At 35.4% G+C, this 21,402-nt stretch carries 19 protein-coding genes; 12 read left to right on the top strand and 7 right to left on the bottom strand.

The features are described 5' to 3' along the window. Window positions 1-70: 70 nt before the first annotated feature. Window positions 71-826 (bottom strand): GntR family transcriptional regulator, encoded by a 756-nt coding sequence (locus NST63_RS20100; protein ID WP_341043537.1) that lies wholly within the window; start codon window positions 824-826, stop codon window positions 71-73. 75 nt (window positions 827-901) lie between these two features. Here NST63_RS20100 and NST63_RS20095 point away from each other — a divergent pair, with 75 nt between their 5' ends. After that, window positions 902-1,429: a YbhB/YbcL family Raf kinase inhibitor-like protein gene (locus NST63_RS20095; protein ID WP_212945810.1), complete on the top strand. Its 528-nt coding sequence runs from the start codon at window positions 902-904 to the stop codon at window positions 1,427-1,429. A 670-nt stretch (window positions 1,430-2,099) separates the two neighbouring features. On the opposite strand, the gene NST63_RS20090 is transcribed toward NST63_RS20095, so the two are convergent. After that, window positions 2,100-2,708, bottom strand: a complete 609-nt coding sequence (locus tag NST63_RS20090) for a bifunctional transcriptional activator/DNA repair enzyme AdaA (protein WP_341043535.1) — start codon at window positions 2,706-2,708, stop codon at window positions 2,100-2,102. Between the two features lie 203 nt (window positions 2,709-2,911). Here NST63_RS20090 and NST63_RS20085 point away from each other — a divergent pair, with 203 nt between their 5' ends. The 8 genes from NST63_RS20085 (at window position 2,912) to NST63_RS20050 (ending at window position 12,569) form a co-directional block, all read left to right on the top strand. Beyond that, window positions 2,912-3,547, top strand: a complete 636-nt coding sequence (locus NST63_RS20085; protein WP_212945813.1) for a flavin reductase family protein — start codon at window positions 2,912-2,914, stop codon at window positions 3,545-3,547. A gap of 233 nt (window positions 3,548-3,780) precedes the next feature. Next, the gene (locus tag NST63_RS20080) at window positions 3,781-4,203 is read left to right on the top strand and encodes a hypothetical protein (RefSeq protein WP_341043534.1); all 423 of its coding nucleotides are present in this window, start codon (window positions 3,781-3,783) and stop codon (window positions 4,201-4,203) included. A 485-nt stretch (window positions 4,204-4,688) separates the two neighbouring features. Continuing rightward, window positions 4,689-5,159 (top strand): DinB family protein, encoded by a 471-nt coding sequence (locus NST63_RS20075; RefSeq protein WP_341043533.1) that lies wholly within the window; start codon window positions 4,689-4,691, stop codon window positions 5,157-5,159. A 1,385-nt stretch (window positions 5,160-6,544) separates the two neighbouring features. Further along, window positions 6,545-6,907, top strand: a complete 363-nt coding sequence (locus NST63_RS20070) for a DUF2294 domain-containing protein (protein WP_058003284.1) — start codon at window positions 6,545-6,547, stop codon at window positions 6,905-6,907. 658 nt (window positions 6,908-7,565) lie between these two features. After that, window positions 7,566-9,074, top strand: coding sequence for an NADH dehydrogenase subunit 5 (locus NST63_RS20065; RefSeq protein ID WP_341043532.1), 1,509 nt, complete (start codon window positions 7,566-7,568; stop codon window positions 9,072-9,074). Continuing rightward, window positions 9,074-11,692, top strand: a complete 2,619-nt coding sequence (locus NST63_RS20060; protein ID WP_341043531.1) for a DUF2309 domain-containing protein — start codon at window positions 9,074-9,076, stop codon at window positions 11,690-11,692. Before NST63_RS20065 ends, NST63_RS20060 begins: the two co-directional genes overlap by 1 nt. A gap of 74 nt (window positions 11,693-11,766) precedes the next feature. Beyond that, window positions 11,767-12,267, top strand: coding sequence for a carbonic anhydrase (locus NST63_RS20055; protein ID WP_212945817.1), 501 nt, complete (start codon window positions 11,767-11,769; stop codon window positions 12,265-12,267). 128 nt (window positions 12,268-12,395) lie between these two features. Then, window positions 12,396-12,569: a transposase gene (locus NST63_RS20050; RefSeq protein WP_212945818.1), complete on the top strand. Its 174-nt coding sequence runs from the start codon at window positions 12,396-12,398 to the stop codon at window positions 12,567-12,569. A gap of 33 nt (window positions 12,570-12,602) precedes the next feature. On the opposite strand, the gene NST63_RS20045 is transcribed toward NST63_RS20050, so the two are convergent. Together NST63_RS20045 and NST63_RS20040 are read right to left on the bottom strand one after the other, a co-directional pair. Further along, entirely contained in the window at window positions 12,603-13,055 is a 453-nt protein-coding gene (locus tag NST63_RS20045) for a hypothetical protein (protein ID WP_341043530.1), read from the bottom strand. Continuing rightward, window positions 13,033-13,836 carry a hypothetical protein gene (locus NST63_RS20040; protein WP_341043529.1) on the bottom strand — a complete coding sequence of 268 codons (804 nt, stop codon included), beginning with the start codon at window positions 13,834-13,836 and terminating at the stop codon, window positions 13,033-13,035. The genes NST63_RS20045 and NST63_RS20040 overlap by 23 nt, the downstream gene beginning before the upstream one ends. Window positions 13,837-14,573: 737 nt before the next feature. On the opposite strand from NST63_RS20040, the gene NST63_RS20035 reads away from it, so the two are divergent. Then, window positions 14,574-15,563, top strand: coding sequence for a tRNA dihydrouridine synthase (locus NST63_RS20035; RefSeq protein WP_341044225.1), 990 nt, complete (start codon window positions 14,574-14,576; stop codon window positions 15,561-15,563). Window positions 15,564-15,735: 172 nt separating this feature from the next. On the opposite strand, the gene NST63_RS20030 is transcribed toward NST63_RS20035, so the two are convergent. Together NST63_RS20030 and NST63_RS20025 are read right to left on the bottom strand one after the other, a co-directional pair. Continuing rightward, on the bottom strand, window positions 15,736-16,899 hold the full coding sequence (locus NST63_RS20030) for a sensor histidine kinase (protein WP_341043528.1): 1,164 nt from the start codon (window positions 16,897-16,899) through the stop codon (window positions 15,736-15,738). Window positions 16,900-17,029: 130 nt separating this feature from the next. Next, on the bottom strand, window positions 17,030-17,704 hold the full coding sequence (locus NST63_RS20025) for a response regulator transcription factor (RefSeq protein ID WP_341043527.1): 675 nt from the start codon (window positions 17,702-17,704) through the stop codon (window positions 17,030-17,032). 143 nt (window positions 17,705-17,847) lie between these two features. Here NST63_RS20025 and NST63_RS20020 point away from each other — a divergent pair, with 143 nt between their 5' ends. Then, on the top strand, window positions 17,848-19,956 hold the full coding sequence (locus NST63_RS20020) for a multicopper oxidase family protein (protein ID WP_341043526.1): 2,109 nt from the start codon (window positions 17,848-17,850) through the stop codon (window positions 19,954-19,956). A gap of 331 nt (window positions 19,957-20,287) precedes the next feature. Here NST63_RS20020 and NST63_RS20015 read toward each other — a convergent pair whose 3' ends face one another. Then, window positions 20,288-20,695, bottom strand: a complete 408-nt coding sequence (locus NST63_RS20015; protein ID WP_212945938.1) for a nuclear transport factor 2 family protein — start codon at window positions 20,693-20,695, stop codon at window positions 20,288-20,290. 261 nt (window positions 20,696-20,956) lie between these two features. On the opposite strand from NST63_RS20015, the gene NST63_RS20010 reads away from it, so the two are divergent. Beyond that, complete coding sequence (locus NST63_RS20010; protein WP_341043525.1) at window positions 20,957-21,352, top strand: VOC family protein; 396 nt, start codon at window positions 20,957-20,959, stop codon at window positions 21,350-21,352. The last annotated feature ends 50 nt before the right edge of the window (window positions 21,353-21,402 follow it).

Here is a 21,402-nt window from a genome sequence, read left to right as displayed (position 1 = left end):
TAAAGAAAAAAGAGAGATTGAGTACACTCAATCTCTCTTTTTTCTTTATTTGATACTGATGGTACTTCTTTTATCTATTGTCAAAAATGATATCCGCGGTGAATTGGATATGTTCTCTAAAAAGCTCTACTGCACGATTAGCGTCTCTGCTAAGAACAGCATCTGATAATGCTTTATGTTCGGCACGGCCATTACGAGCTGATTGCTGAGGGACCGAACAATTGCGATAAAATTCGCTCAAATCCCAAAGTCGTCTGCAGATATCCAAGAGAATCGTATTTGGACATGCGGCGATAAGTTGGTAATGAAATTGGCGGTGAATTTCTAACCATTCTTTTCGAATAGTAAGCTTCTCATTCTCATCCTCATATTCGATCGTTTGAGATAATTTGTGGTATGCAGCAATTACATCAGCTTCCCAAGTAAGATCACCATGGGCGATGGAAAGACGTAATGCTTTTGATTCATTAATCAACCGGGCCTCTATAATGTTATTCAATTCTACTTCTGAAACATTCTTTACCGAAAACCCGTGATTCGGATTTTGCAAAACCAACCCTTGACTCGCCAGTCGAGTAAGTGCCTCTCGAACGACAGCAACAGAGACAGTAAAACTTTTTGCTAATTCCGAAACGGTTAAAAGAGACCCCGGTTCATATTTTCCAGCCATAATATCAGCCCATAGTATCTTAGTGACATTTTCGCTTAAAGTCGACGAGCCATTTCTTCTAGCCATGAAATCTACACCTTTCTTTATGTAAATATAGATTAAAAATATTTTACACTGACATCTACCGAAAAACAAGGTAAATTCGATTATACGCAACAGAATCGATTTTATTTTACAAAATCGATTCTGTTGCGTATAATCAAAATGTAATAAAAAAAGGAGGTTATTTATATGAACAACAACCCATTATCGAGGTTACCGAAAGTTCCAAGCTTTGAGGTAACGAGTAATAATTTTGAGGATGGCCATTCTCTCCCTGCTGAACACTACTCCTCGGGAATAGAGAATGGCGAAGATCTTTCGCCACATTTAAAATGGACAGGTGCCCCAGAAGGAACAAAAAGTTTTGCTGTAACCTGTTATGACGCAGATGCTCCAACGGGATCAGGTTTGTGGCATTGGGCTGTTATTGATATCCCTGCCAACGTTAACGAACTTCCAGCCGGAGCAGGAGATGAAAATGGAAGTGGATTGCCAAAAGGCGCATTACAAATACCAAACGATTTGAGACTCAAACGTTTTATCGGAGCAGCTCCTCCAGTAGGGCATGGTCCTCATCGATATTATTTTGTTGTCCACGCATTGGATGTTGAGAATATCGGTGTGGATACTAACGCAACGCCTGCTCTTTTAGGATTTACTATGCTTGGACACACGTTAGGAAGAGCGGTTTTAGTAGCAGAAGGGGAAATCAAGTAATCAAATCCATTTAGTGTAGTAGGACGATAATTATGAAAAAATATTGTTTTTAATGGTCTCAAAGATACGAATGTCCAATTCTCCGAACAAATCAGGAAAGTACAGAGGAAGTGGTCAAGCTGAACGATTCTAATCATCCTATATGTCCCTTGTGCCATCTGGAGATTAAATGTTTAAAACATACAGTTCTTTGTGGTTGTGGTAGTAAAATCAAAATAAAAAAACCTGAAGAAAAACATATCCTTCTTATATACTAAAGGTTAAACGGATGCTTATAATGTATATCAATTTCAGTATTTCCACCTATAAGATTTATTAAAGAAATTTCTATGTAAGAGCCCTCGGGTAATAAGTGGAGATAAAAGCACTAGTTTGTGAACAATTACACTTAAATAACGGGGGCAAGAGTTAAAGATCCAGCTACCAATTTGGTGGCTTTTTCTTCTTCGACTAAAGAGGCAGGTTAATTTAAGTGAATGGTTTCACATAAAAATGCGAATAACCAGTTTCTGAGCATTTGAATTCTGAAGATAAATAAAACATTATCAAGGACAATATATCACAAAAGATAACTTAATTTTAGTATCTCGATTTTTTCTCAATGGTACCACTTAAGTTGATTTCTCTTCATAATTTTATCAACCGTGCGCTAAAAAATAGTAGAACTTCTTTAATTTCCAGTCCTTTTATTCTGATGATAGAGAACGTTTTGGCGGCGATATTGAACAGGAGTATGGCCAGTTTTCTTTTTAAATAAGGTAATGAAGTAAGCTGAGTTTGGCATGCCAACAGAACTGGCTATTTCTGAAACAGCTTTAGTTGTTTCAATCAATTCTTTTTCTGCTGCTTTTATCCTAACATGTTGAACATACTCTAAAGGTGTAATCCCGCAAATCTTTTTAAAAGTTCGGTGAAGGTGATAGGGACTCCCATGAACCTTATTAGCTATCATTTCTAATGAAAGTTTTTCTGTGAAATTTTGATCAATATAGTCTGTGATCAGTGAGATCCATTCGTGATCTGGCAATTTTTCATTCATTGGATTGCAACGTTTACATGGGCGGTAATGTGCCTGCAAAGCTTGTTGCGCATATTGAAATATACATACATTTTCTTTTTTGGGGATTCGTGATTTGCAAGAGGGCTTGCAAAAAACTCTTGTAGTCTTTACAGCATAAAAAAATTGACCATTGTAAGAAGCGTCGTTATTAATGATGGCACGCCATTTTTCGTTCGTTATTTCATCGTGAAATCGATCGGCTTGAAATCCATTGTTCACCTGTTCTCAACTCCTTTTTACATAATTATGATAAATGTTTATAAGTTAATAAGAAAGTAATTTAGAATAAAATAGCAATAAAACAAAACTTTAAGAAAATTTTGTTTTGATATCTTGCTGTCCAATTTGCAAAAGGTATTTATCTTCAATTTTTTCTTATATACTTTATTCTGCCATATTAAAAAAATTGGAGGTAGTAATCGATGCATAAAATGATTAAACCTAATATTCTCTATTTTGGAACACCAGTTGTTCTCATTAGTACTTTAAATGATGATGAAACACCGAATTTAGCTCCCATGTCATCAGCATGGTGGCTGAATCAGTCATGTATGCTTGGAATGAGTACCAGATCTCAAACTGTTCAAAACTTGTTGAGGGAAGGACAATGTGTTCTCAATCTACCATCAGCAAATCTTGTTGAAGCTGTCGACAAACTAGCTCTCTTAACAGGGAGAAATCCAGTTCCAGAGTCCAAGAAAGATATGTATCGCTATGAACCAAATAAATTCGGAACGGCTGGTCTTACTCCTATTCCTTCTCATTTTGTAAACACACCTCGTGTAAAAGAGTGCCCTGTTCATTTAGAGGCCATTGTAGAACAGGTCCATCAATTTGCCAGCCCTAGTTCTATCGTAGCCATTGAAGTAAAAATAGTTAGTTGTCATATTGAAGAAGATCTCTTAATGGGAGGAGAGAAGCATTACATCAATCCAGAAAAGTGGAATCCACTTATTATGAATTTTTGTGAATTCTTCGGTCTCAGTCCTAAATTACATCCATCGAAACTAGCTGAACCATTTATGAAGAAAAATTATAGAGACAAGAAAGATATTTGAGGAAAACTCTAAGTAAATGGGAAAATAGGATGTGACTGCAAGAGTTTAAGGTCCAGTTGCCATTTCGGCGGCTTTTTCTTATTTGACTAACGGGCAGGTTAGTTCAATAAGAAAAAAGGAAGAAAAGACCAATACCATAATATATAATTAAAGAAAGGAGGGGTTTATTTAACTGGCGGGTTAGTGCTATAAGATATACTCCGAAGACTTAATTTGATAAATGGAGGCTGACTATGAATTCTCACTCTATTGGAGTCAACATTAAGAAAATTTTATCATTAGTTGGATGTCTTGTATTATTGATGATACTTGGTGCTTGTACAAGTGAAGAAACCTCAAATCAGTCAGGATTTAAAGCGCAATATTTTGAAGGAAAAAGTGATAATTGGTATGTGAAAATGGTAAGCGAAACGGAAAGCACAAGGAACTATACAATCTCTTATATTGGAGAGGGAAATAGACCATTAAGTTTTAGATATGAAATATATGAAACTTCATACTTCACAGAACCTGGTGAGGGAGAATTAAAAAACCAAGAGGAATTTGATATTTATATAAAATGTAACGGACCATGTCATGCAGTTTCTAATAGTATTCCTGTAAAAATAGAATGGGAAGGAAAAGAAGAAGAGTTCGTAATTCGTAGTAAAAAATAATAGTATGATGATGGTAATTTAAGCATAGTTCTATCCTAAACTTTTTGAATTATTTTCTATGGCAGTAATTTGAACAATTAAGCACAAAACATCACTAAACGTGCGTTTTAGAAAAAACAGACCTCAATTTTGTCTTTGATTTCATAGATAAATTTGAGGATTTTATGAAGGGGAATTCTTAACGTAGCTTTAAAATAAAAATTGAAAAACGAATATATTTGATAAAACAATTTTTAGGGAAATAGGGAATATCTGTTAATTTGTGAAGAATTATACTTAAAACTAAAAGGGGCAATAGTTATAGAAGATGAGGTCGCTGCTGCGATCTTTTTTTTGTTCCACTAAAGAGGCAGGTTAGCTTTATAACGACCTAGAACTTTATGGTATTATATAGTAATTATATATTTATGGGGGATGTTAAAAAAGAAATTTTAAGAATGACGCCTAAAGATAGATTTAATAAAGACATTTAGGAGGAGAGAAATATGCAAAAGGTTGTTGATGGAATTAATTATTGGATAAAAAGATTACCAGAAGAGTATAATTCTATGTCTGAAAAAGAAATTTCTAATCGACCATTACCAAATAAGTGGTCTAAAAAAGAGATTTTAGGACATCTTTGTGACTCTGCGATAAATAATATTGAAAGCTTTATAAAAATTCAATACGAAGAACCATTGTATGTTATTCAATCGTATAATCAAAACCATTGGGTAATAGTTCAGAATTATCAAGATAGATCACTTGATGAAATAATAAACCTTTTTCAAGCATTAAATAAGCAAGTTGTTAATATTGTTAAGAATATTCCTAACGAAAAGCTATCCAACCTTTGCGACATAGGAAATAATCAGTATCAGACCCTAGAGTGGCTTATAAAAGATTATCTTGAACATCTGGAACACCATATTCACAAACAAATCTTAATTGAAAATAGATTATATGGGCAGAATTAAACATCATTATCATAAATTACTTTATTTAACGTTGTAAATCAGTGTTTTCTGATACTTCCCCTAAATAGATAAGTTGGAACTAATTATTGGCGTTTACGATTTTAAATCAATGAAGAGCAGTGAATTAATTAATTTTCTTGTATATAAGCTAACGGGTGATTTAATGAATTAAGGAACTGTGATCGCAGTTCCTTTTTTTATGCTGCTAAAGGGGCAGCATTCCTGTAATGACTGAACAGATTAATTATGTATCAAAAATTAATTAAGTTTGTGAATAAATGTACTTAAACAAACGAGGGCTTTTGTTTAATATGGAAATTAGTTTATTTCTGGTTAGAAAAAAGGAATGTCTCCAAAATTGAGACATTCCTTTAGATTATTTAGAGTACAACTTACTTTCAATAAAACAAAACATAGAAGAGGTGAGGAAATCAAAAAAATACAATTTTGCTTAAAATATACATTTTGTGCAACTTCAAAAAGTTATGCATCTTTTCCCTTTACTAATAGGCAGGTTAAGGAATTTACTTTGGGTATTAGGAAAAATTAATAAAATATGTTCTCCTTTATCAAATAGAGCGTCATATAAAGGAAATAACCATCTATTATTTGATTTCTATGGATTCATACTAGGTAGTTTTTCTAGCCACCGATTTTTCATAATTTCAATGCCGTCTATTCCATAAAAGTAAGTATTTACTGAAGAATGTCGCAAAACTATTTCCAACAATACCATATCCATTAAGAATATAAATGCAATACATCATCAATTTCTCGGAGAAGGGGAGAGACTATTGATGAAGTTACTCTGCCCCCTACAATAGTAGAAAATGGAGTATTATTTTCTAAAAAAATGCTTTCATATTTTTATTTGTTTCTTTTCAAGTTTTTTCCTTTTAAAAAGTATGGTTTCACCTCTTTTTATAGAACTTTGTGCAAAGTCAGTCATCACCTGCATTCCAATATTTATTCGCCTAAATCCTATGACGAATACTTCCATTTTCAATATCATATAGTATCCGCTTATCACTAACCATTGATCATAGTCGATTAAAAGCTGTCCTCTGACATAAGGAAATTAAAGTTAAAGCTTTGTATTATTTCAAACTGTCTACTTGACAGTTTGAAATTCTGTACTGCAAAATAGCTTTTATAGTACTGCAAAAACAGGACTATATTCTTTTATCAGTATCTTGAAACTAAAATAAGGGGATCAACTTGAGGGTATTTTTGTATGTTAAATAATTTAAGCAAAAAAATGTAGAAGGTGAATGAATACATCTAAGATAACATATAAAAGTACACAAATAATCTGGCAGCATTAATTCGAATATAAATTAATAGTTGTTAGTATTGTACATTTTTTTGAGGAGGATATAGCATACATGGAAAAATCGAAAGGATTTATTGAATCAGAAATAAGTAAGGCAATTACTAAATGGGAAAAGGACTTTCTTGGACGCGGATCTCTATCTGTTAAAACCAATATATTGCAGGACATGATCATTGTGAATTTACAAGGTATTTTAACACCAGCTGAATATACTGTATGTGAAACAAAAACAGGGATGTTAACAATAAAAAGAACGCGTTCGGAGCTCGTTGAATCAGGTATAGAAGACCTTTATGAAATTATACTAAATATAACTGGTGAGAAGGTGAAAAGTTTCCATACTGACTTAAGCTCTCGTACGGGGGAACGAGTGATGGTATTTAAATTATTTAATGATATTGAGTCAAAATTTTAATGTCATAAACATAATAAAAAAGACCATATCATTATATAACTGAAGGTAAGATAATATATTAAATAAATACTCTAATAAAAAGTTAGCAAATCTGATATTTAAGTGCTTGATTTGGGATGAAGAAAAAGTAAACTATTAAGTTTTCAATGATTTGCCTAAATTATATCCCAATATTCTTCATTGAAAAAAATAATAAAAAAATATTTATAGACTCTACTAAAATACATATAGACTATTTGTTTACGAACAGTAAATTGCTTATGGTGTTTACAAAATAAAGTCGCGACAAGTTGACAAATTTTATAATTCGATTTAAATTATACTTAACCAGTGAGTGCTTATTTTATAATATTAAATATTACTAGGACTTAGGCATTTTTCTAATTTTATATTGGCTGAATGAAAAAGTTTCCTAAATATATGAATAGCACGTAATTCGCTTATTTGATAAGTATAATTATATTAAACCAATAAAAGGTAGCTCTTCAAAAAACTTGGATAAAGTTAGTTGAAGTGAAACCGACAATTTTCAAAATTCATTGATTAAAGAAGATCATTGGATTTTTAAAGTTGTCGGTTTTTTTATTGGTTAAATTAACTAAACATGAACTGTAATTCACAAGAATTTTTTAAAGTCATTTAGTAGGGAGCATTACAAATGTTAGTTTCATTATTTTTTATTACGCTTAGTGTGGCTTGCCTAAGTGGATTACTATTTTTACATCCAAAAATACCCTTACGTTATGTTCGAATTCATATCTATATAATTGCCTTGCCCCCATTGGCCTCATTACTTGCACTTATTAATACTAATATGAATGAAGTTGTGGGACCTTGGAACTTAGATTCCTTAGCTTGGTTATTGGCATTGTTTGTTCTTTCAATGGGATTAATTATTCAACGTTTTTCCGTACGATACTTAATGGGAGATCACTCTTATAGAAAGTACTTTACACTTTTTACATTTACTACAGTTGCAGCTTCGATGGCGTGGTTAAGTGATGATCTACGCTTAATGGTCATTTGTTGGGGGGCAACACTTTTAGGATTGACTTTACTTATAAGGCTAAACCGTAGTTGGAAAGTAGCTAATGAAGCAGCAAAAGTAACTGGTCGCTTCTTTACAATTAGCTGGTTTGCTTTGTTGTCCGCGGTCGTTTGGCTTTATTTGGTCACGGGTCAATGGCAGATATCTTTCGTTTTAACTGATAATGGTTTAGCTCAGCTTGGACCAATGGAGAGAACAGGGATTAATTTATTGATTTTATTGGCTGTGATGATACCGGCCGCCCAATGGCCATTCCAACGTTGGTTAATAGAGTCAGTCGTTGCTCCTACTCCTGTTTCTGCGATTATGCATGCAGGCTTAGTAAATGCAGGAGGTATCATCTTAACGAGATTCTCCTCACTATTTAATGGGGATATGATGCAGATTCTTTTACTTATACTTGCTAGTATTTCCGTATTCATTGGAACAGGAATTAGTTTGGTCCATGTTGATTATAAACGTCAGTTAGTTGGATCAACAATTGCACAAATGGGATTTATGCTTATTCAGTGTGCATTAGGTGCTTATTTAGCTGCTATTATTCATTTAGTTTTACATGGCTTATTTAAAGCTACATTGTTTTTGCAGGCTGGTTCAGCAGCTCACGGTTATCGTGCACCATCTAGCCTTAATGAAAAACCATCAAATTTATGGATGATGTCTGGTCGGGTTTTAGGCTTACTTGCAGGTGTTGCTTTTTGGTTTATGGCTCCAGATGATGGGTATCAACTAGTTAGTGCAATAATCCTTGGATGGTCATTGTCTGTTTCTTGGACACAGCTTGTTGTTTTTGGAAAGGGGAGAATTGGCAAAATTGCTGGCTTAGCTTTTATGATTGGATTTTCCGGCGTTTATTTTTTCATTCACGATCTCTTCTACCAGTGGTTGCAAACAACTGTTTCTCAAAGTTTTCAACCTCCAATGTGGGCTGTCATCTTTGTCGTTTGCTTCTTACTAGTTGGTCATGCTATAGGTGCTTTGGCTGTCCGTAAACAATCTTCTACTTTATTTGCTGTACTCTATCTTTGGTTTGTTCGATTTGGTGAGGCAAAACCTAAGTCGGTAGAAAGTCATCCAAGCTACCTTAAGAAATTTATACATCAAGGAGGTAATCAGTGATGAGTGTAACAGCAGTATTGACGAAGGAAACCATTAAAAATAAAAAAATTGAATTTAAAGAACATGATGTTCACGATTTAGTTGTATCTGCTAGTCGAGTAATTGCACCACTTTCGCCAATCTCTATTTTTGCAGCACGTAACCCTTGGGCGGGACTTGAAAAACAATCCTTTGAACAAGTGGCACATTTGCTCAAAACTAGTCGTGATGTGGATATCTATCCTAGTGCCTCCATCCTTCGTTCGGCAAAGGAACGCGGTGAGATTGATGAGTCTTTTCTTCAGATGGGATTACAGAGATGGCTTGACTCACAATCCTTTCATATACCTAGGGAGACTGCTGAGCGTTTTTGTCAGGCAGCATTAAAATTAGATCCATTACCTTCTAGTCTCCTCTCATCACCTGTGTTAAATAAATTGGGGACTGAAATCATGGACTTGGATATGAATCGTATCGGCAACTTTTCAAGCCAACCCATAAGTGCCAAATTAAAAAATCAAGACGGTGAAAGGATAATCAATACGCTCGATTATCATGTTATCAAATGGTGTAAATTATATCTGGATGATTCTCAGACAGGTTGGACCATGCCAAATCGAGACAAAGGTTTCTATCATGCATGGCACCGTCTCATTCAACATGATCCATTGCTTAGCAAGAATCAGCGTAAAAGTTTAAAACACTTACCTCTTGAGGCACATACAGCTTTACTAGAGGTATTATCTGCATTGGGAATCTCTCATTCAGAAATACCGACTTATCTGGAAGGACATCTTCTTTCCTTACCTGGATGGGCAGGTATGATGCTTTGGCGTTCTCAACAATCGAGTCATGAACATGACCTTCTAACAGAATATTTAGCCGTTCGAATTTGCATGGAATGGGCGCTAGTAAAACCTTATTTACCTTTGTCAAATCAACAATCTGAGGAAAAAGGTTCAATAAAAACACTTTTAGCATCATGGATCCATTGGGGGAACTTATCAACCGAGGAATGGTCGCTGATGTCTTCCTTTGAACAACTCGAATATTTATCTTTTGCCAATCGTTTTGATGAGACGATTCGCCGAAAGCTTTGGTTGGAAGCTTGGGAACAAACACATACAGAACGATTAAGAGAGAAGATTACTACAAACCAACATGAGGCTAAAAATAAAAAATCCGTTTTAGCTCAATTAGCATTTTGTATTGATGTACGTTCAGAACCCTTTCGAAGACAACTTGAAAAAGAAGGGCCGTTTGAAACAATAGGCGTTGCTGGTTTCTTTGGTTTACCGATTGCCATTAGTGAGCTTGGTAGTCATCACGTCCATGCATCCATGCCGGTTATACAAAAACCTAAACATCAAATAAAAGAATTCACAGATGAACAAAAACAGGAAACCTTTCAACAACGCAAGCAGGTAGAAAATTCATTGAGCTATACATTTAAGATGATGAAACACAATGCCCTTACAAGCTTACTTTTACCAGAAATTAGTGGACCCTGGCTTAGCATGCGAATGCTTGCACGGAGCTTTGTGCCAAGAAAAGCAGATTATTTCATTCGTAAACTTCGGAAAAATTGGTTAGACAAACCCGAAACTAATCTCTCGCTTCATTATGATCATGACATAGATTCTGGGATACCTGTTGGTTTTTCAGAAGAGGAGAAAGTGGATTATGTGCGCCAAGCCCTACAATTGATGGGACTCACTGAGGGTATTGCACCATTAGTCGTGATATGTGGGCATGGTAGTCAAAGTATTAATAATCCCTATGCTTCTGCTCTTGACTGTGGAGCATGTGGTGGTGCTGCGGGAGGATTTAATGCAAGGGTGTTAGCCACCCTATGCAATCTTCCAGAGGTAAGGGAAGTGCTCGCCCTAGAAGGTATTAACATTCCAAAGGAGACGGTTTTTGTAGCTGCAGAGCATAATACAACAGTAGATGAATTACATTGGATTTATGTCCCTGAACTTTCAAAATCGGCACAAGAAGCATTTGATCATATCAATGCTATTCTACCGAAAGTAACCCATCAAGCAAATGAAGAACGTCTCACTAAATTACCCAATTTCAACATGAAACATAAAAATCCTAGGGCTGAAGCACACCGATTTGCTGAAGATTGGAGTGAGATACGCCCGGAATGGGGATTAGCACGCAATGCCTCTTTTATTATCGGGCAACGTGAATTAACGCAGGATTGTGATTTAGAGGGGAGATCCTTCCTTCATAATTATGATTGGAGACAGGATGAAAGTGGTCATCTTCTAGCTAATATCATTGCAGGGCCAGGAACGGTTTCCCAAATGATAAATTTACAGTATTACGCTTCAACGGTAGCACCTCATTACTATGGTAGTGGAAATAAAGCGACCCAAACTGTAACAGCAAATCTAGGTGTGATGCAAGGGAATGCAAGTGACTTATTACCTGGACTACCTTGGCAATCCGTCATGCTATCAGATTTCGAATTTTTTCATGATCCACTTCGTTTGTTAATAGTTATCCAAGCACCTGAGAAATATGTAGAACGTTTATTAAATAATGATGTAGCATTTCGAGAAAAAGTTCAAAATGGGTGGGTTAGACTTGCTAGTGTTGATTCAAATGGTTGTTGGAAAAACTGGTAACTAAAAAATCAACATTCGCGTTACTCAAAAAAATTCATAAAAATGATTCTAATAATTATGAAGGAGCATGTTATATGAATATTAATAAAAATAAAAAAGTATTAGTAATAACAGACGTTGAACAAGAATTGGTACCTATCTTACAAAAAACAACTAATATTCAACCAGAAAATATGTTAACAATAGAAAGTTATGGTTGCATCATTTCACATCCTTATGGAGATATAATGAGGTCTGTTATAATGGCTATCTATGAGGAAAATGTTGAGGATATTTTCATTGTTGGAACAAAAGATAAAAGCCATCGCTCGATAAAGCTACCTACTCAACTTGAAAAAGACAAAATAAAAACGTTAGACTATCTTTTTAAAAATAGTACACCTGAATTACAAGGTGGTACGTTAGATGCTTGGCTAAATGGAAGTGGAAATGTTAGTGAAAATATCAAAAAGAGTGTTGAGGTTATTCGACATCATGCATTAGTTCCGTTACATGTTAATGTCCAAGGTTTAATGATTGATAATAACGGTGGGGTATTCTCAATTGTCGATCCTTCTACTAGTACAATGGTTTAATGTTTTACTAATAAAAACTTCCTACTTTTAATAAGTAGAATCAACTTTTAGTTACATGATGATTATGAAAGAAAAGTAACCCTGCCTGTACTGCACCCCAAAAAATCTAACCTTTGGGGTGTTTATTTATGGCTAAATATAGTGAGAAATTTAAATTGATGGTAGTTAAAGAATATCAAGAAGGAAAACTTGGATATAAGCTCTTAGCTCGTAAATATGGGGTGAAGTCACATAAGCTGGTTTTAACCTGGGTGAAAAACTATGAAAAATTCGGTGCAGGCAATAACGTTCCATGCGAATAATATATATACTTAATAACCCAGCTATCTCAAGGACTAATCGGCCCTGCCTACGCCAACAGCTAATTGCTCCCAAAGAATTCTTTCGACATCCCGCTTTTCAGAGTCTTTACAATTGATAATAATAATTACTTCGGACGTCTTTCCTTTTAGTGCTTTTCGATTTTTAGGCTTTTTCGAATGGATGTATAGATCAATGCAAAAGCCAAGAATAAATCCAAAAGCTGCTCCAATCAGTCCCCAAATGATAGGACCCCAATGAAGTTTGAATCCTCTACTTGCTCCTATTACAGAAAAAAATACAGCAAGAATCATTCCCTTACTCAATAATGATTTTCCATCTGAACGATGAATGGTATCAAAAATTTCTATATCCTCGGGACCGTTATCTAGAGGTACAGCAAATATTTCACTTATCCCCATTTTTTCTAATTTCGTGATAGCAATTTCTAATCGAGTTGAATATTCAAATGTTGCGTAAATTTGCATTCGATTTCACCCTAGCTGCCTTAATTTTAAAATCACTGGATTGGTATTTGCTTTTTAAAAACATTTTTTGTTCCGCTTCAAATAATTTATTATTTTCCACAACATTCATGTAGGTCTGAAATATATTAAAAAAATACAATGAAGGCATATAAAGCAGCCATTGTTTATTTAAAACCTTCGTTGATTTATCGATATCTCCAAGCATTAAGTAATGTATTCCTTCTATGAAGTGTGAGTAATGAACAAACATAACAGTCACAATCAGGGTAAAAAAAGCAGAGATAATCTGGTGAAGATATAATTGTCCAACGCTAGGAACGGTCATTGACCAAAACATTGCGACTAAAGGACTTCTTTTATCAAGATAATTAACTTCAAATGGTTTTACAGTTAACGCATTAACAGGGGGTTCTTCTTTTTCGGCTAATAAATATAGGTTGTTCATTTCCACAGTCGTACGGTAGCTGTCCCATATCGCAAAGATGTAGAGAGGAATATACATATAGACATAATTCACATTTAATACTTCTTTCGCTAATTCAAATTTTCCCATGAAAGAATAAACCATTGCGAGGTTTAGATGCGAAATCTGATTGATAAATACTTCCCATATAATTAGAGCGAAGCCTCGTATATACTTATGTAATAATAGATGCCCATAACCAGGAAAAGTAGTTGACCATAAAGCAACGATATAGGGATTTCTTGGGTGAATATAGGTTGTTCCCCAAATACTAACATTTGCGATTTCCCGTCGAAACGTTTTGTTCATCTTATACATATAAGTCCTCCGAGTCATTCTTTGTTTCGTTGATGCCCAATCATTTTATTTTTTATAGTCTGAAATCCATATATAAGTAAGGCTAAAAGGGGTCCCCGTATAAAAAATCTTTGGATAAAGGATTTGGTACCACTTTGTTCGCTTTTTTGCGATCAATAACAATCCTAACGACAAAACTTGTCAGAAATAATATCCCCCAGAATAGGAAAAGTATAAAAAAATCAACACTCTAAAAAATTAGTCTCTTTTTTCCAATATAACGAATGCAGAAAGTGGTTTCAGTCTTGTGCGAGTGAATATTGATGAATTTTCGGCTAGGTACACGATTAAAATGCTAAATGTCTATAGAAACGGATAATCGGTTAGTGGAGTGAGTGACGACGAAATCATTGAAGAAAAACAAGCGATTGAACGATCGACTCAATGCGGTGTAAAATAAATACGTCGTCTTTTAGACATTAGGGGGTCAATAGTATCACTCCATCAAATGGATAAGAATAGTTTCAACAATATACAAGAGAAACATGGATCATGTATCTCACTCTACTACCCCAAATGCTTTTTCTTTGCTGTTTTTATTTGTTCATAGTAAAGTTTATAATGTTTGCAATTTACTATCGATTGATAAAAAGTGAGTGGGCATGGTATAAGTGTAAAGGTAGCAGAAATTTTTGCTTTTTTTATTTTGGGACGAGAGTTAGAACATGTATCCCATAATGAGAGGACTGGATTTGATTATGACAGACAATTTTTGGCGTGATTTACCACGACCATTTTTTATACTAGCACCAATGGAAGATGTGACGGATGTTGTTTTCCGCCATGTAGTGAGTGAAGCAGCAAGACCGGATGTGTTTTTTACAGAGTTTACAAACACGGTGAGCTTTTGTCATCCAGAGGGGAACCAAAGTGTGCGTGGACGTTTGACTTTTACTGAAGATGAACAACCAATGGTGGCCCATATATGGGGAGATCAGCCCGAATATTTTCGGCAAACGAGCATTGGTGTAGCGAAAATGGGCTTTAAGGGTGTGGACATCAATATGGGTTGCCCTGTGCATAATGTGGCAGCCAAAGGGAAGGGAAGCGGCCTGATCCTTCGTCCAGAAGTCGCTGCGGAAATCATCCAAGCAGCTAAAGCTGGGGGATTGCCTGTTAGTGTGAAGACAAGGCTTGGTTACACGTATGTAGACGAATGGATGGACTGGTTAACACATGTATTGAAACAAGACATCGCTAATCTTTCTATCCATCTGCGCACAAGAAAGGAAATGAGTAAAGTAGATGCTCATTGGGAGCTAATTCCAGAGATCAAGAAGCTTCGTGATCAGGTGGCACCAGATACACTGTTGACGATCAATGGGGATATTCCTGACCGTCAAACTGGCTTGAAGCTTGTTGAACAATATGGTGTGGACGGGGTAATGATTGGGCGTGGTATTTTTACCAATCCATTTGCCTTTGAAAAAGAGCCGAAGGAACATAGTAGTGAGGAATTACTGGATCTCTTAAGATTACAGCTGGATCTTCATGATAAATATTCAGAAGAATTTGAGACACGTCCATTCAAACACCTTCTTCGCTTTTTTAAGATATACATCAAAGGGTTTAGAGGGGCGAGTGAATTAAGAAATCAATTGATGAGCACAAAGTCCACTGATGAAGTGCGTGAGATGATTGATAGTTTTATGGCAAAAGTAGAAGATTTAGGTGAACCTCAAAAGTAAAAGTTTATATATACAGTTCATTGGCTGGTGTGAGTTCGGTAATAAATTGGACTCATACCAGCCAATTTATATCAAGGTTTCATGAGGGAACAAATATCTCTTTTTAAACTCAATTTTTAATCCTTCTTCAATTTGCATAAAAGTGAGGAAGGATTTTTGAATTGAAATTACTTCAAGGAATTGGTAAATAAATTTTAAATGTAGTGCCTGTCCCTACTTGACTTTCCACTTCAATTTTCCCTTCATGCAACTCTATATAGGCCTTAACTATTGATAGGCCAATTCCTGTACCACCTGTTTGACGGCTGCGCGATTCATCTCCTCTATAGAAACGCTCGAATATGAACTGTATATCTTCAGAAGATAGTCCAACTCCATTATCCGTAACAGAAATAATGGTTTCGTTTTGATTGTTATCCGCTTCAATCATTACTTTTGATGTCGTTTGACCATGCGTTAATGCGTTTGTGACAAGGTTAAAAAGCACTTGTAAGATCTTATCCTTATCAACCCAAATTGTTTTTACATCGTTTTTGTTAAAAATGATTTCAGCATGATGTTTTTTAAATATGAATTGTGTTTTTTGCATAAGCTGTTCAAAAACATCATTCAAATCTACCTTTTCTTTGATTATTTCAATTTGATGGGCATCGAATTTTGATAAGTATAATAAATCGTTGATAATGGTTGTTAACCTTTGTATCTCATTAAATATGGATTCATATTTTTCGTTCGTTATTGTTTTTTGTTGAATATGCAATAACTCTATTTCTCCTTGAATGATCATTAGGGGAGTTTTTAATTCATGCGCAACATCTGAAACGAGTGATTTACGGGCTGTCTCTGCATCTTTGATATTTTGTTTCATGCTTTCCAATGCCTCGCCTATTTTTTTGAACTCATCATTACGTTTCATTTGAAAATTAATGGTGGAATCCCCTTGTTCGTATTTTCTTATTTTTTCCGTAATGATATTAATAGGTTTGGTAAGAGTTCTGGAAAGCAACAGAATTAAAATTATAGCAAAAGACAAACCTAACAGTGAGGCTAAAGCAATGATTCCGTACATGTATTGGCCCCAAGTATTCTTTACTACATATATCTGTTGTTGGGTTGGAGTCATTACGTATAGCATTCCAATTCTTTGTGAACCTTCTTTAAGTGAAGATGGAAAGGCAGTTTTTATAACAGTTTGTTCAACTATATCTTCCGATTTCCACAAAACATTTTGATTGCGATCAATAAGAACAAATGGCATATCCGTCGGAAGCTCCTCATTCTGAATACCTTCCCAAGAATGGTTTCTCTTAAAATAATCCTCCATGAAAGTTTCCACTTTCCTAATCTCCTCTTTATTTGCAAAATAAGAGAGGTCCCGACTTATAAAAAATAAAAGTTGTATCATGGAAATGAACAAAATTACCATCAAAAGGATCACACTTGTCATTGAAAGAATGATCTTCGTTCTAATGTTCATCGTTCACACCAAATCGATAACCGAACCCGTAAACGGTTTGGATATAACCATTAATTTTTTTTCTTACTTTACTAATATGGGCATCAACGGTCCTAACATCGATAATCTCTTCGTCATTAAAGACATGCTGCAATATTTGTTCACGGCTAAATACTTGGTTTGGTGAAGCTGATAGAAATTCCAAAATTTTATATTCGGTAGGAGTTAGCATAATTTCTTTTCCGTCTAGCCGCACCCGAAGAGAAACAGGCGATATTTCTAGTAATCCAAATGAGCGTATAGTTTCAGAAGTAGTTTCCGGAAGGGTCATTCGTCGTAACAAGGATTGTATTCTCGCTGACATTTCTCTTAAGCTAAAGGGCTTAACCATATAGTCATCGGCACCCACCCCCAAACCAATAATCTTATCTGTTTCTTCAGCTTTTGCGGTAATCATGATAATCCCATACGGTCCCATTTCCCGTAACTTCCGACAAACTTCAATTCCACTCAACTCTGGAAGCATCCAATCGAGAAGGACAATATCGGGATTTATCTTGGCTGCTAATTGGAGGGCTTTCAGACCATCCTCAGCAACTTCCACTTCATAACCTTCACCTTTTAAAAATTCGTCTATAATCATTGCAAGTTTTGTTTCATCCTCCACTACTAACACCTTTTTCATAACCGCTTCCCCCTTCCTTTTATCCAATTATAACGAATAAAACACACTTTTAAATACCATCAAATAACCTTTAAGGTTTCATCACAAGTTCGCAACATTTGCTGGCTAAAATGAAGGTACAAAATCTTGAAAGGGGTAGAGTTATGTTTGGATTTGTTTTCGGTGGAAGTTATATACTTCCAGTAATCATGTTCATTTTTTTGTGTATTGCAAGTGTAATTGTAACTAATCTCTCTTATGCAGAAAGCAATAAACATCTTCTAAAGAGAAAGAACTTTTTATTCGTTGCGTGCCTCCTTGCGCTTATAGCAGGAGTTCTCTGGTATGCATGCATATTGATCATGTTTCTGGAAAATGGTTGGTTATTTGTTGAAGGAGTAATTAAAGCAATTCTTCCAACCTCTTTAATTGGATTCGTGGCTGTGATTATGTACACATTCCCTCGATTAAAGTCGATGCAGGGATTAAAAGATGATATTACAGATAATAAAACCCTAGCAAAAGTGACAGATCCTTTTATGGTCGTTCCTATCTATGCCGCAATGGTATCAACTGGGATCATCGTTTATCGTAATATATTTTCTCAGCCAATAAGACCTAATCTTTATGAAATTGCTCAAGCACCTGTGTGTCTACTTTTAATCCTTATTATCCCGACCTATATTTCGATTCGTAAAAATAAATTAGCTATGCAAGGTCAAATGATGTTGCTGTCTTTAGGTAAAAGGTTTTTAAAACTTCTAAAAACTGTAATGGTTCTTGGATTCATCGGTATTCTTTTTGTAGTACTCAACGTTCTGATCGGTGTAAAAACATCGAAACTTCCGGAATCATCTGATATGATGAATCATCATCTGATTGATGAAGGTGGCGGTACGCCTACCATGCATTCAAATCAAGGAGCTCATTCCGGCCACCACGATCAATCAGAAATGGTAGAAGTAAAAGATTTAACAGGTAATATATCCGCACCGTCAGATAAAAAGTTTGTTTTAGTAGCAGAACAAAAGGAAATTACACTCCAGTCAGGGAAGAAAGTGAAAGCATGGGTCTATAACGGAACCATCGCTCCACAACTTCGTGTAAAAGAAGGAGAAATGATCGAAATTAAATTGGAAAACAAAGACATAGAAAGTGGAGTGACGATTCATTGGCATGGTTATAATGTACCAAATGCGATGGATGGTGTACCGGGAATGACTCAAGATGCTGTTAAACCAGGAGAGTCTTTCACCTATAAGTTTCGCGCAAATCAAGTCGGCACATACTGGTTTCATTCTCATCAACAATCCTCCGAACAAGTACAAAGAGGCCTTTTTGGATCCCTAATTGTTGACCCGAAAAATGAAACCGAACCTATAGATGAGGATATAACGGGGATCGATCATATTTGGCAAACCGATCAGGATAAGACAATGTCTTTTAGTTTATTTGATGAAAGACAATTAAAGCAAATAGAACCTGGGAAGCGAGTAAGATTACGGATTATTAATGCGGATAATCTATCGAGAAAATACTTATTACAGGGAGTTGATTATAAAATAATCAGCATTGACGGTGTTCCAATTAAGAACCCCGGCCAAATATCGGATAAAACTGCACTCCGGGTTGCGGCAGGTGGAAGATATGATGTCGTTTTTACAATGCCAAGCAATCCCGTCTTATTTAAAATAGGAGATTCCAATGACGACCAGTCGCCTAGTATAATTTTTAATAAAAATTCAGATACAGGGAAAGTAGTATTCACAGAGGAGCAAGATGAGTTTAGTCCTGAACATTATGGGGAAGTATTGAAAAATGACTTAACAAAAACCAAACATTTTGATCGGGAATTCCTCATGATATTTTCAAATGAAATGGGTTTTTATGACGGGTTACCTAATTTTCTATGGACGATTAACGGTAAGGTTTTCCCAAAAACGCCTACCTTTATTGTAAAAGAAGGAGAAAAGATTAAAACAACGTTTGTAAATAGAAGCTTTGCCGAACATCCTATGCATCTACATGGACATCACATGACTGTATTAAAGAAAAATGGAAGAAAGGTAAAAACCCCTTGGGTAACAGATACTCTTAATGTACGAGAAGGTGAATCTTATGAGGTGGCTTTTGTTGCAGATAATCCAGGCATGTGGATGGACCATTGTCACAATCTTCCTCATGCAGCTGCGGGGATGATGCTACATCTAATGTATGATCAAGTTATGCCCTCCTATGAAATGGGAACAAAATCAGGAAATACACCGGAGTAAAGATGAAGCAGAAAAATTTAGCTCTTTTAACGAAAAAATGAATAAAGGAAGGATAGATAGAAAAATGAGGACAATTTTATAGTTATTAGTGGGTGTTTTGCCGCAGCATAATTATTAACGCCCTTATTCACTTAATAAAAATGGGTTTGATGGTGAAAATCAGATAGTTGCTAACATTAAAGTGAAAAAAGCTTCTCATAAGTTGATCAAACTTGTGGGGAGCTTTTTTCTTATTTTTTCTTAATTATAGAAAGAAGGTTTAAATGGCTGAATGATCAGTTGAATCTTCTATTTTAATTATTGTTCGACATACATAGTTTCAACTAATACGTTAAAATGCCCCGTTCTTGTTAGGGCTATCCTCGGGCACTGCTTGTCCTACATCCCACATTTCAACGATTTGGTTATCTTGGAAACGGAAAATATGGATTATAGCCCATCCAAGGTCATCAGGATTTTGCCTCACATGGGAGTGAACCGCAACTGTATCTGCCTCTTCGATAGCCATTTTGACCTCAAGAATCTTTTCAGGATTACTGGCAGCATCCTCTTCCATTGCGTTCATGAGGGAATCGGCATCGCCACGGAAAAAAGGGTTGTGGTGTAGAAAATTAGGACCTATGTATTTTTGATAGGCTTCGCGAACTTGCCCGGATGCAACAAGCTGTAGAAAATCTACGGCTTTCTCCTTTAACGTGTAAGTTGGTGTATCGTGCTGTTCTATACTCAATTCAATCATCCTTTCCATTTATTAATACATTAAGGAAAGCTTAAAGGATTTATCTTCCTATGTAAATTGTTGACATACATTTTGGATAAGTTTTAGGAAGGAATATTGAGAAGGTTAGAATTTACTTTATAGGAATGGCTGAATCTTATACAAAGCAAAAAACTATACGAAAACAGCTTTTATAAAAGCAGGAGTAATAAATTTTAATGTAGAAATACATACTGAAAGATTGTAGGTACACCAAATTTGGAGGAAAAATGGGAGGATGTTATGGGGAGACTAGTTCATTTCGAAATTCATGTGGATGATATGGAACGGGCGAAGAAGTTTTATGGAGAGGTTTTTGGTTGGAGATTTGAAGATTGGAGCGAGTATGCAGGAATGCCTTATTTCGGGGCTGTGACTGGTGAAGATCATGAGCTTGGCATTAACGGAGCTTTGATGAAACGTCAGAGTCCTCCTCCAGAAGCGAATCAGCCTTTAAATGGTTTTGCTTGTACTATGGGAGTGGAGGATTACGATGCTACTGAAGCAAAAATTATGAGTAATGGTGGCAAAGTTGCCATGCCAAAGTATGCGCTACCTGGAATGGCATGGCAGGGCTATTATATTGATACGGAAGGGAATATCTTTGGCATCCATCAACCGGATGAGAATGCAAAATAGAATTCTATATATTGAAAAAAAGAACTAGGTATCCAGTCGTATTAAATTTA

This window comes from Heyndrickxia sp. FSL W8-0496 (genome assembly GCF_038007825.1).
In the GTDB taxonomy this organism is placed as follows: Bacteria; Bacillota; Bacilli; order Bacillales; family Bacillaceae_C; genus Heyndrickxia; species Heyndrickxia oleronia.
Note: the sequence above shows the minus strand (reverse complement) of the source record. Positions and strands in the feature narration are given on the sequence as shown.

What these genes read in the sequence shown, in the direction of transcription:
- NST63_RS20095 (WP_212945810.1), top strand. Translation starts at nt 902, where the DNA reads ATGAACAACAACCCATTATCGAGGTTACCGAAAGTTCCAAGCTTTGAG.
- NST63_RS20085 (WP_212945813.1), top strand. Translation starts at nt 2,912, where the DNA reads ATGCATAAAATGATTAAACCTAATATTCTCTATTTTGGAACACCAGTT.
- NST63_RS20080 (WP_341043534.1), top strand. Translation starts at nt 3,781, where the DNA reads ATGAATTCTCACTCTATTGGAGTCAACATTAAGAAAATTTTATCATTA.
- NST63_RS20075 (WP_341043533.1), top strand. Translation starts at nt 4,689, where the DNA reads ATGCAAAAGGTTGTTGATGGAATTAATTATTGGATAAAAAGATTACCA.
- NST63_RS20070 (WP_058003284.1), top strand. Translation starts at nt 6,545, where the DNA reads ATGGAAAAATCGAAAGGATTTATTGAATCAGAAATAAGTAAGGCAATT.
- NST63_RS20065 (WP_341043532.1), top strand. Translation starts at nt 7,566, where the DNA reads ATGTTAGTTTCATTATTTTTTATTACGCTTAGTGTGGCTTGCCTAAGT.
- NST63_RS20060 (WP_341043531.1), top strand. Translation starts at nt 9,074, where the DNA reads ATGAGTGTAACAGCAGTATTGACGAAGGAAACCATTAAAAATAAAAAA.
- NST63_RS20055 (WP_212945817.1), top strand. Translation starts at nt 11,767, where the DNA reads ATGAATATTAATAAAAATAAAAAAGTATTAGTAATAACAGACGTTGAA.
- NST63_RS20050 (WP_212945818.1), top strand. Translation starts at nt 12,396, where the DNA reads ATGGCTAAATATAGTGAGAAATTTAAATTGATGGTAGTTAAAGAATAT.
- NST63_RS20045 (WP_341043530.1), bottom strand. Translation starts at nt 13,055, where the DNA reads ATGCAAATTTACGCAACATTTGAATATTCAACTCGATTAGAAATTGCT.
- NST63_RS20040 (WP_341043529.1), bottom strand. Translation starts at nt 13,836, where the DNA reads ATGTATAAGATGAACAAAACGTTTCGACGGGAAATCGCAAATGTTAGT.
- NST63_RS20035 (WP_341044225.1), top strand. Translation starts at nt 14,574, where the DNA reads ATGACAGACAATTTTTGGCGTGATTTACCACGACCATTTTTTATACTA.
- NST63_RS20025 (WP_341043527.1), bottom strand. Translation starts at nt 17,704, where the DNA reads ATGAAAAAGGTGTTAGTAGTGGAGGATGAAACAAAACTTGCAATGATT.
- NST63_RS20020 (WP_341043526.1), top strand. Translation starts at nt 17,848, where the DNA reads ATGTTTGGATTTGTTTTCGGTGGAAGTTATATACTTCCAGTAATCATG.
- NST63_RS20015 (WP_212945938.1), bottom strand. Translation starts at nt 20,695, where the DNA reads ATGATTGAATTGAGTATAGAACAGCACGATACACCAACTTACACGTTA.
- NST63_RS20010 (WP_341043525.1), top strand. Translation starts at nt 20,957, where the DNA reads ATGGGGAGACTAGTTCATTTCGAAATTCATGTGGATGATATGGAACGG.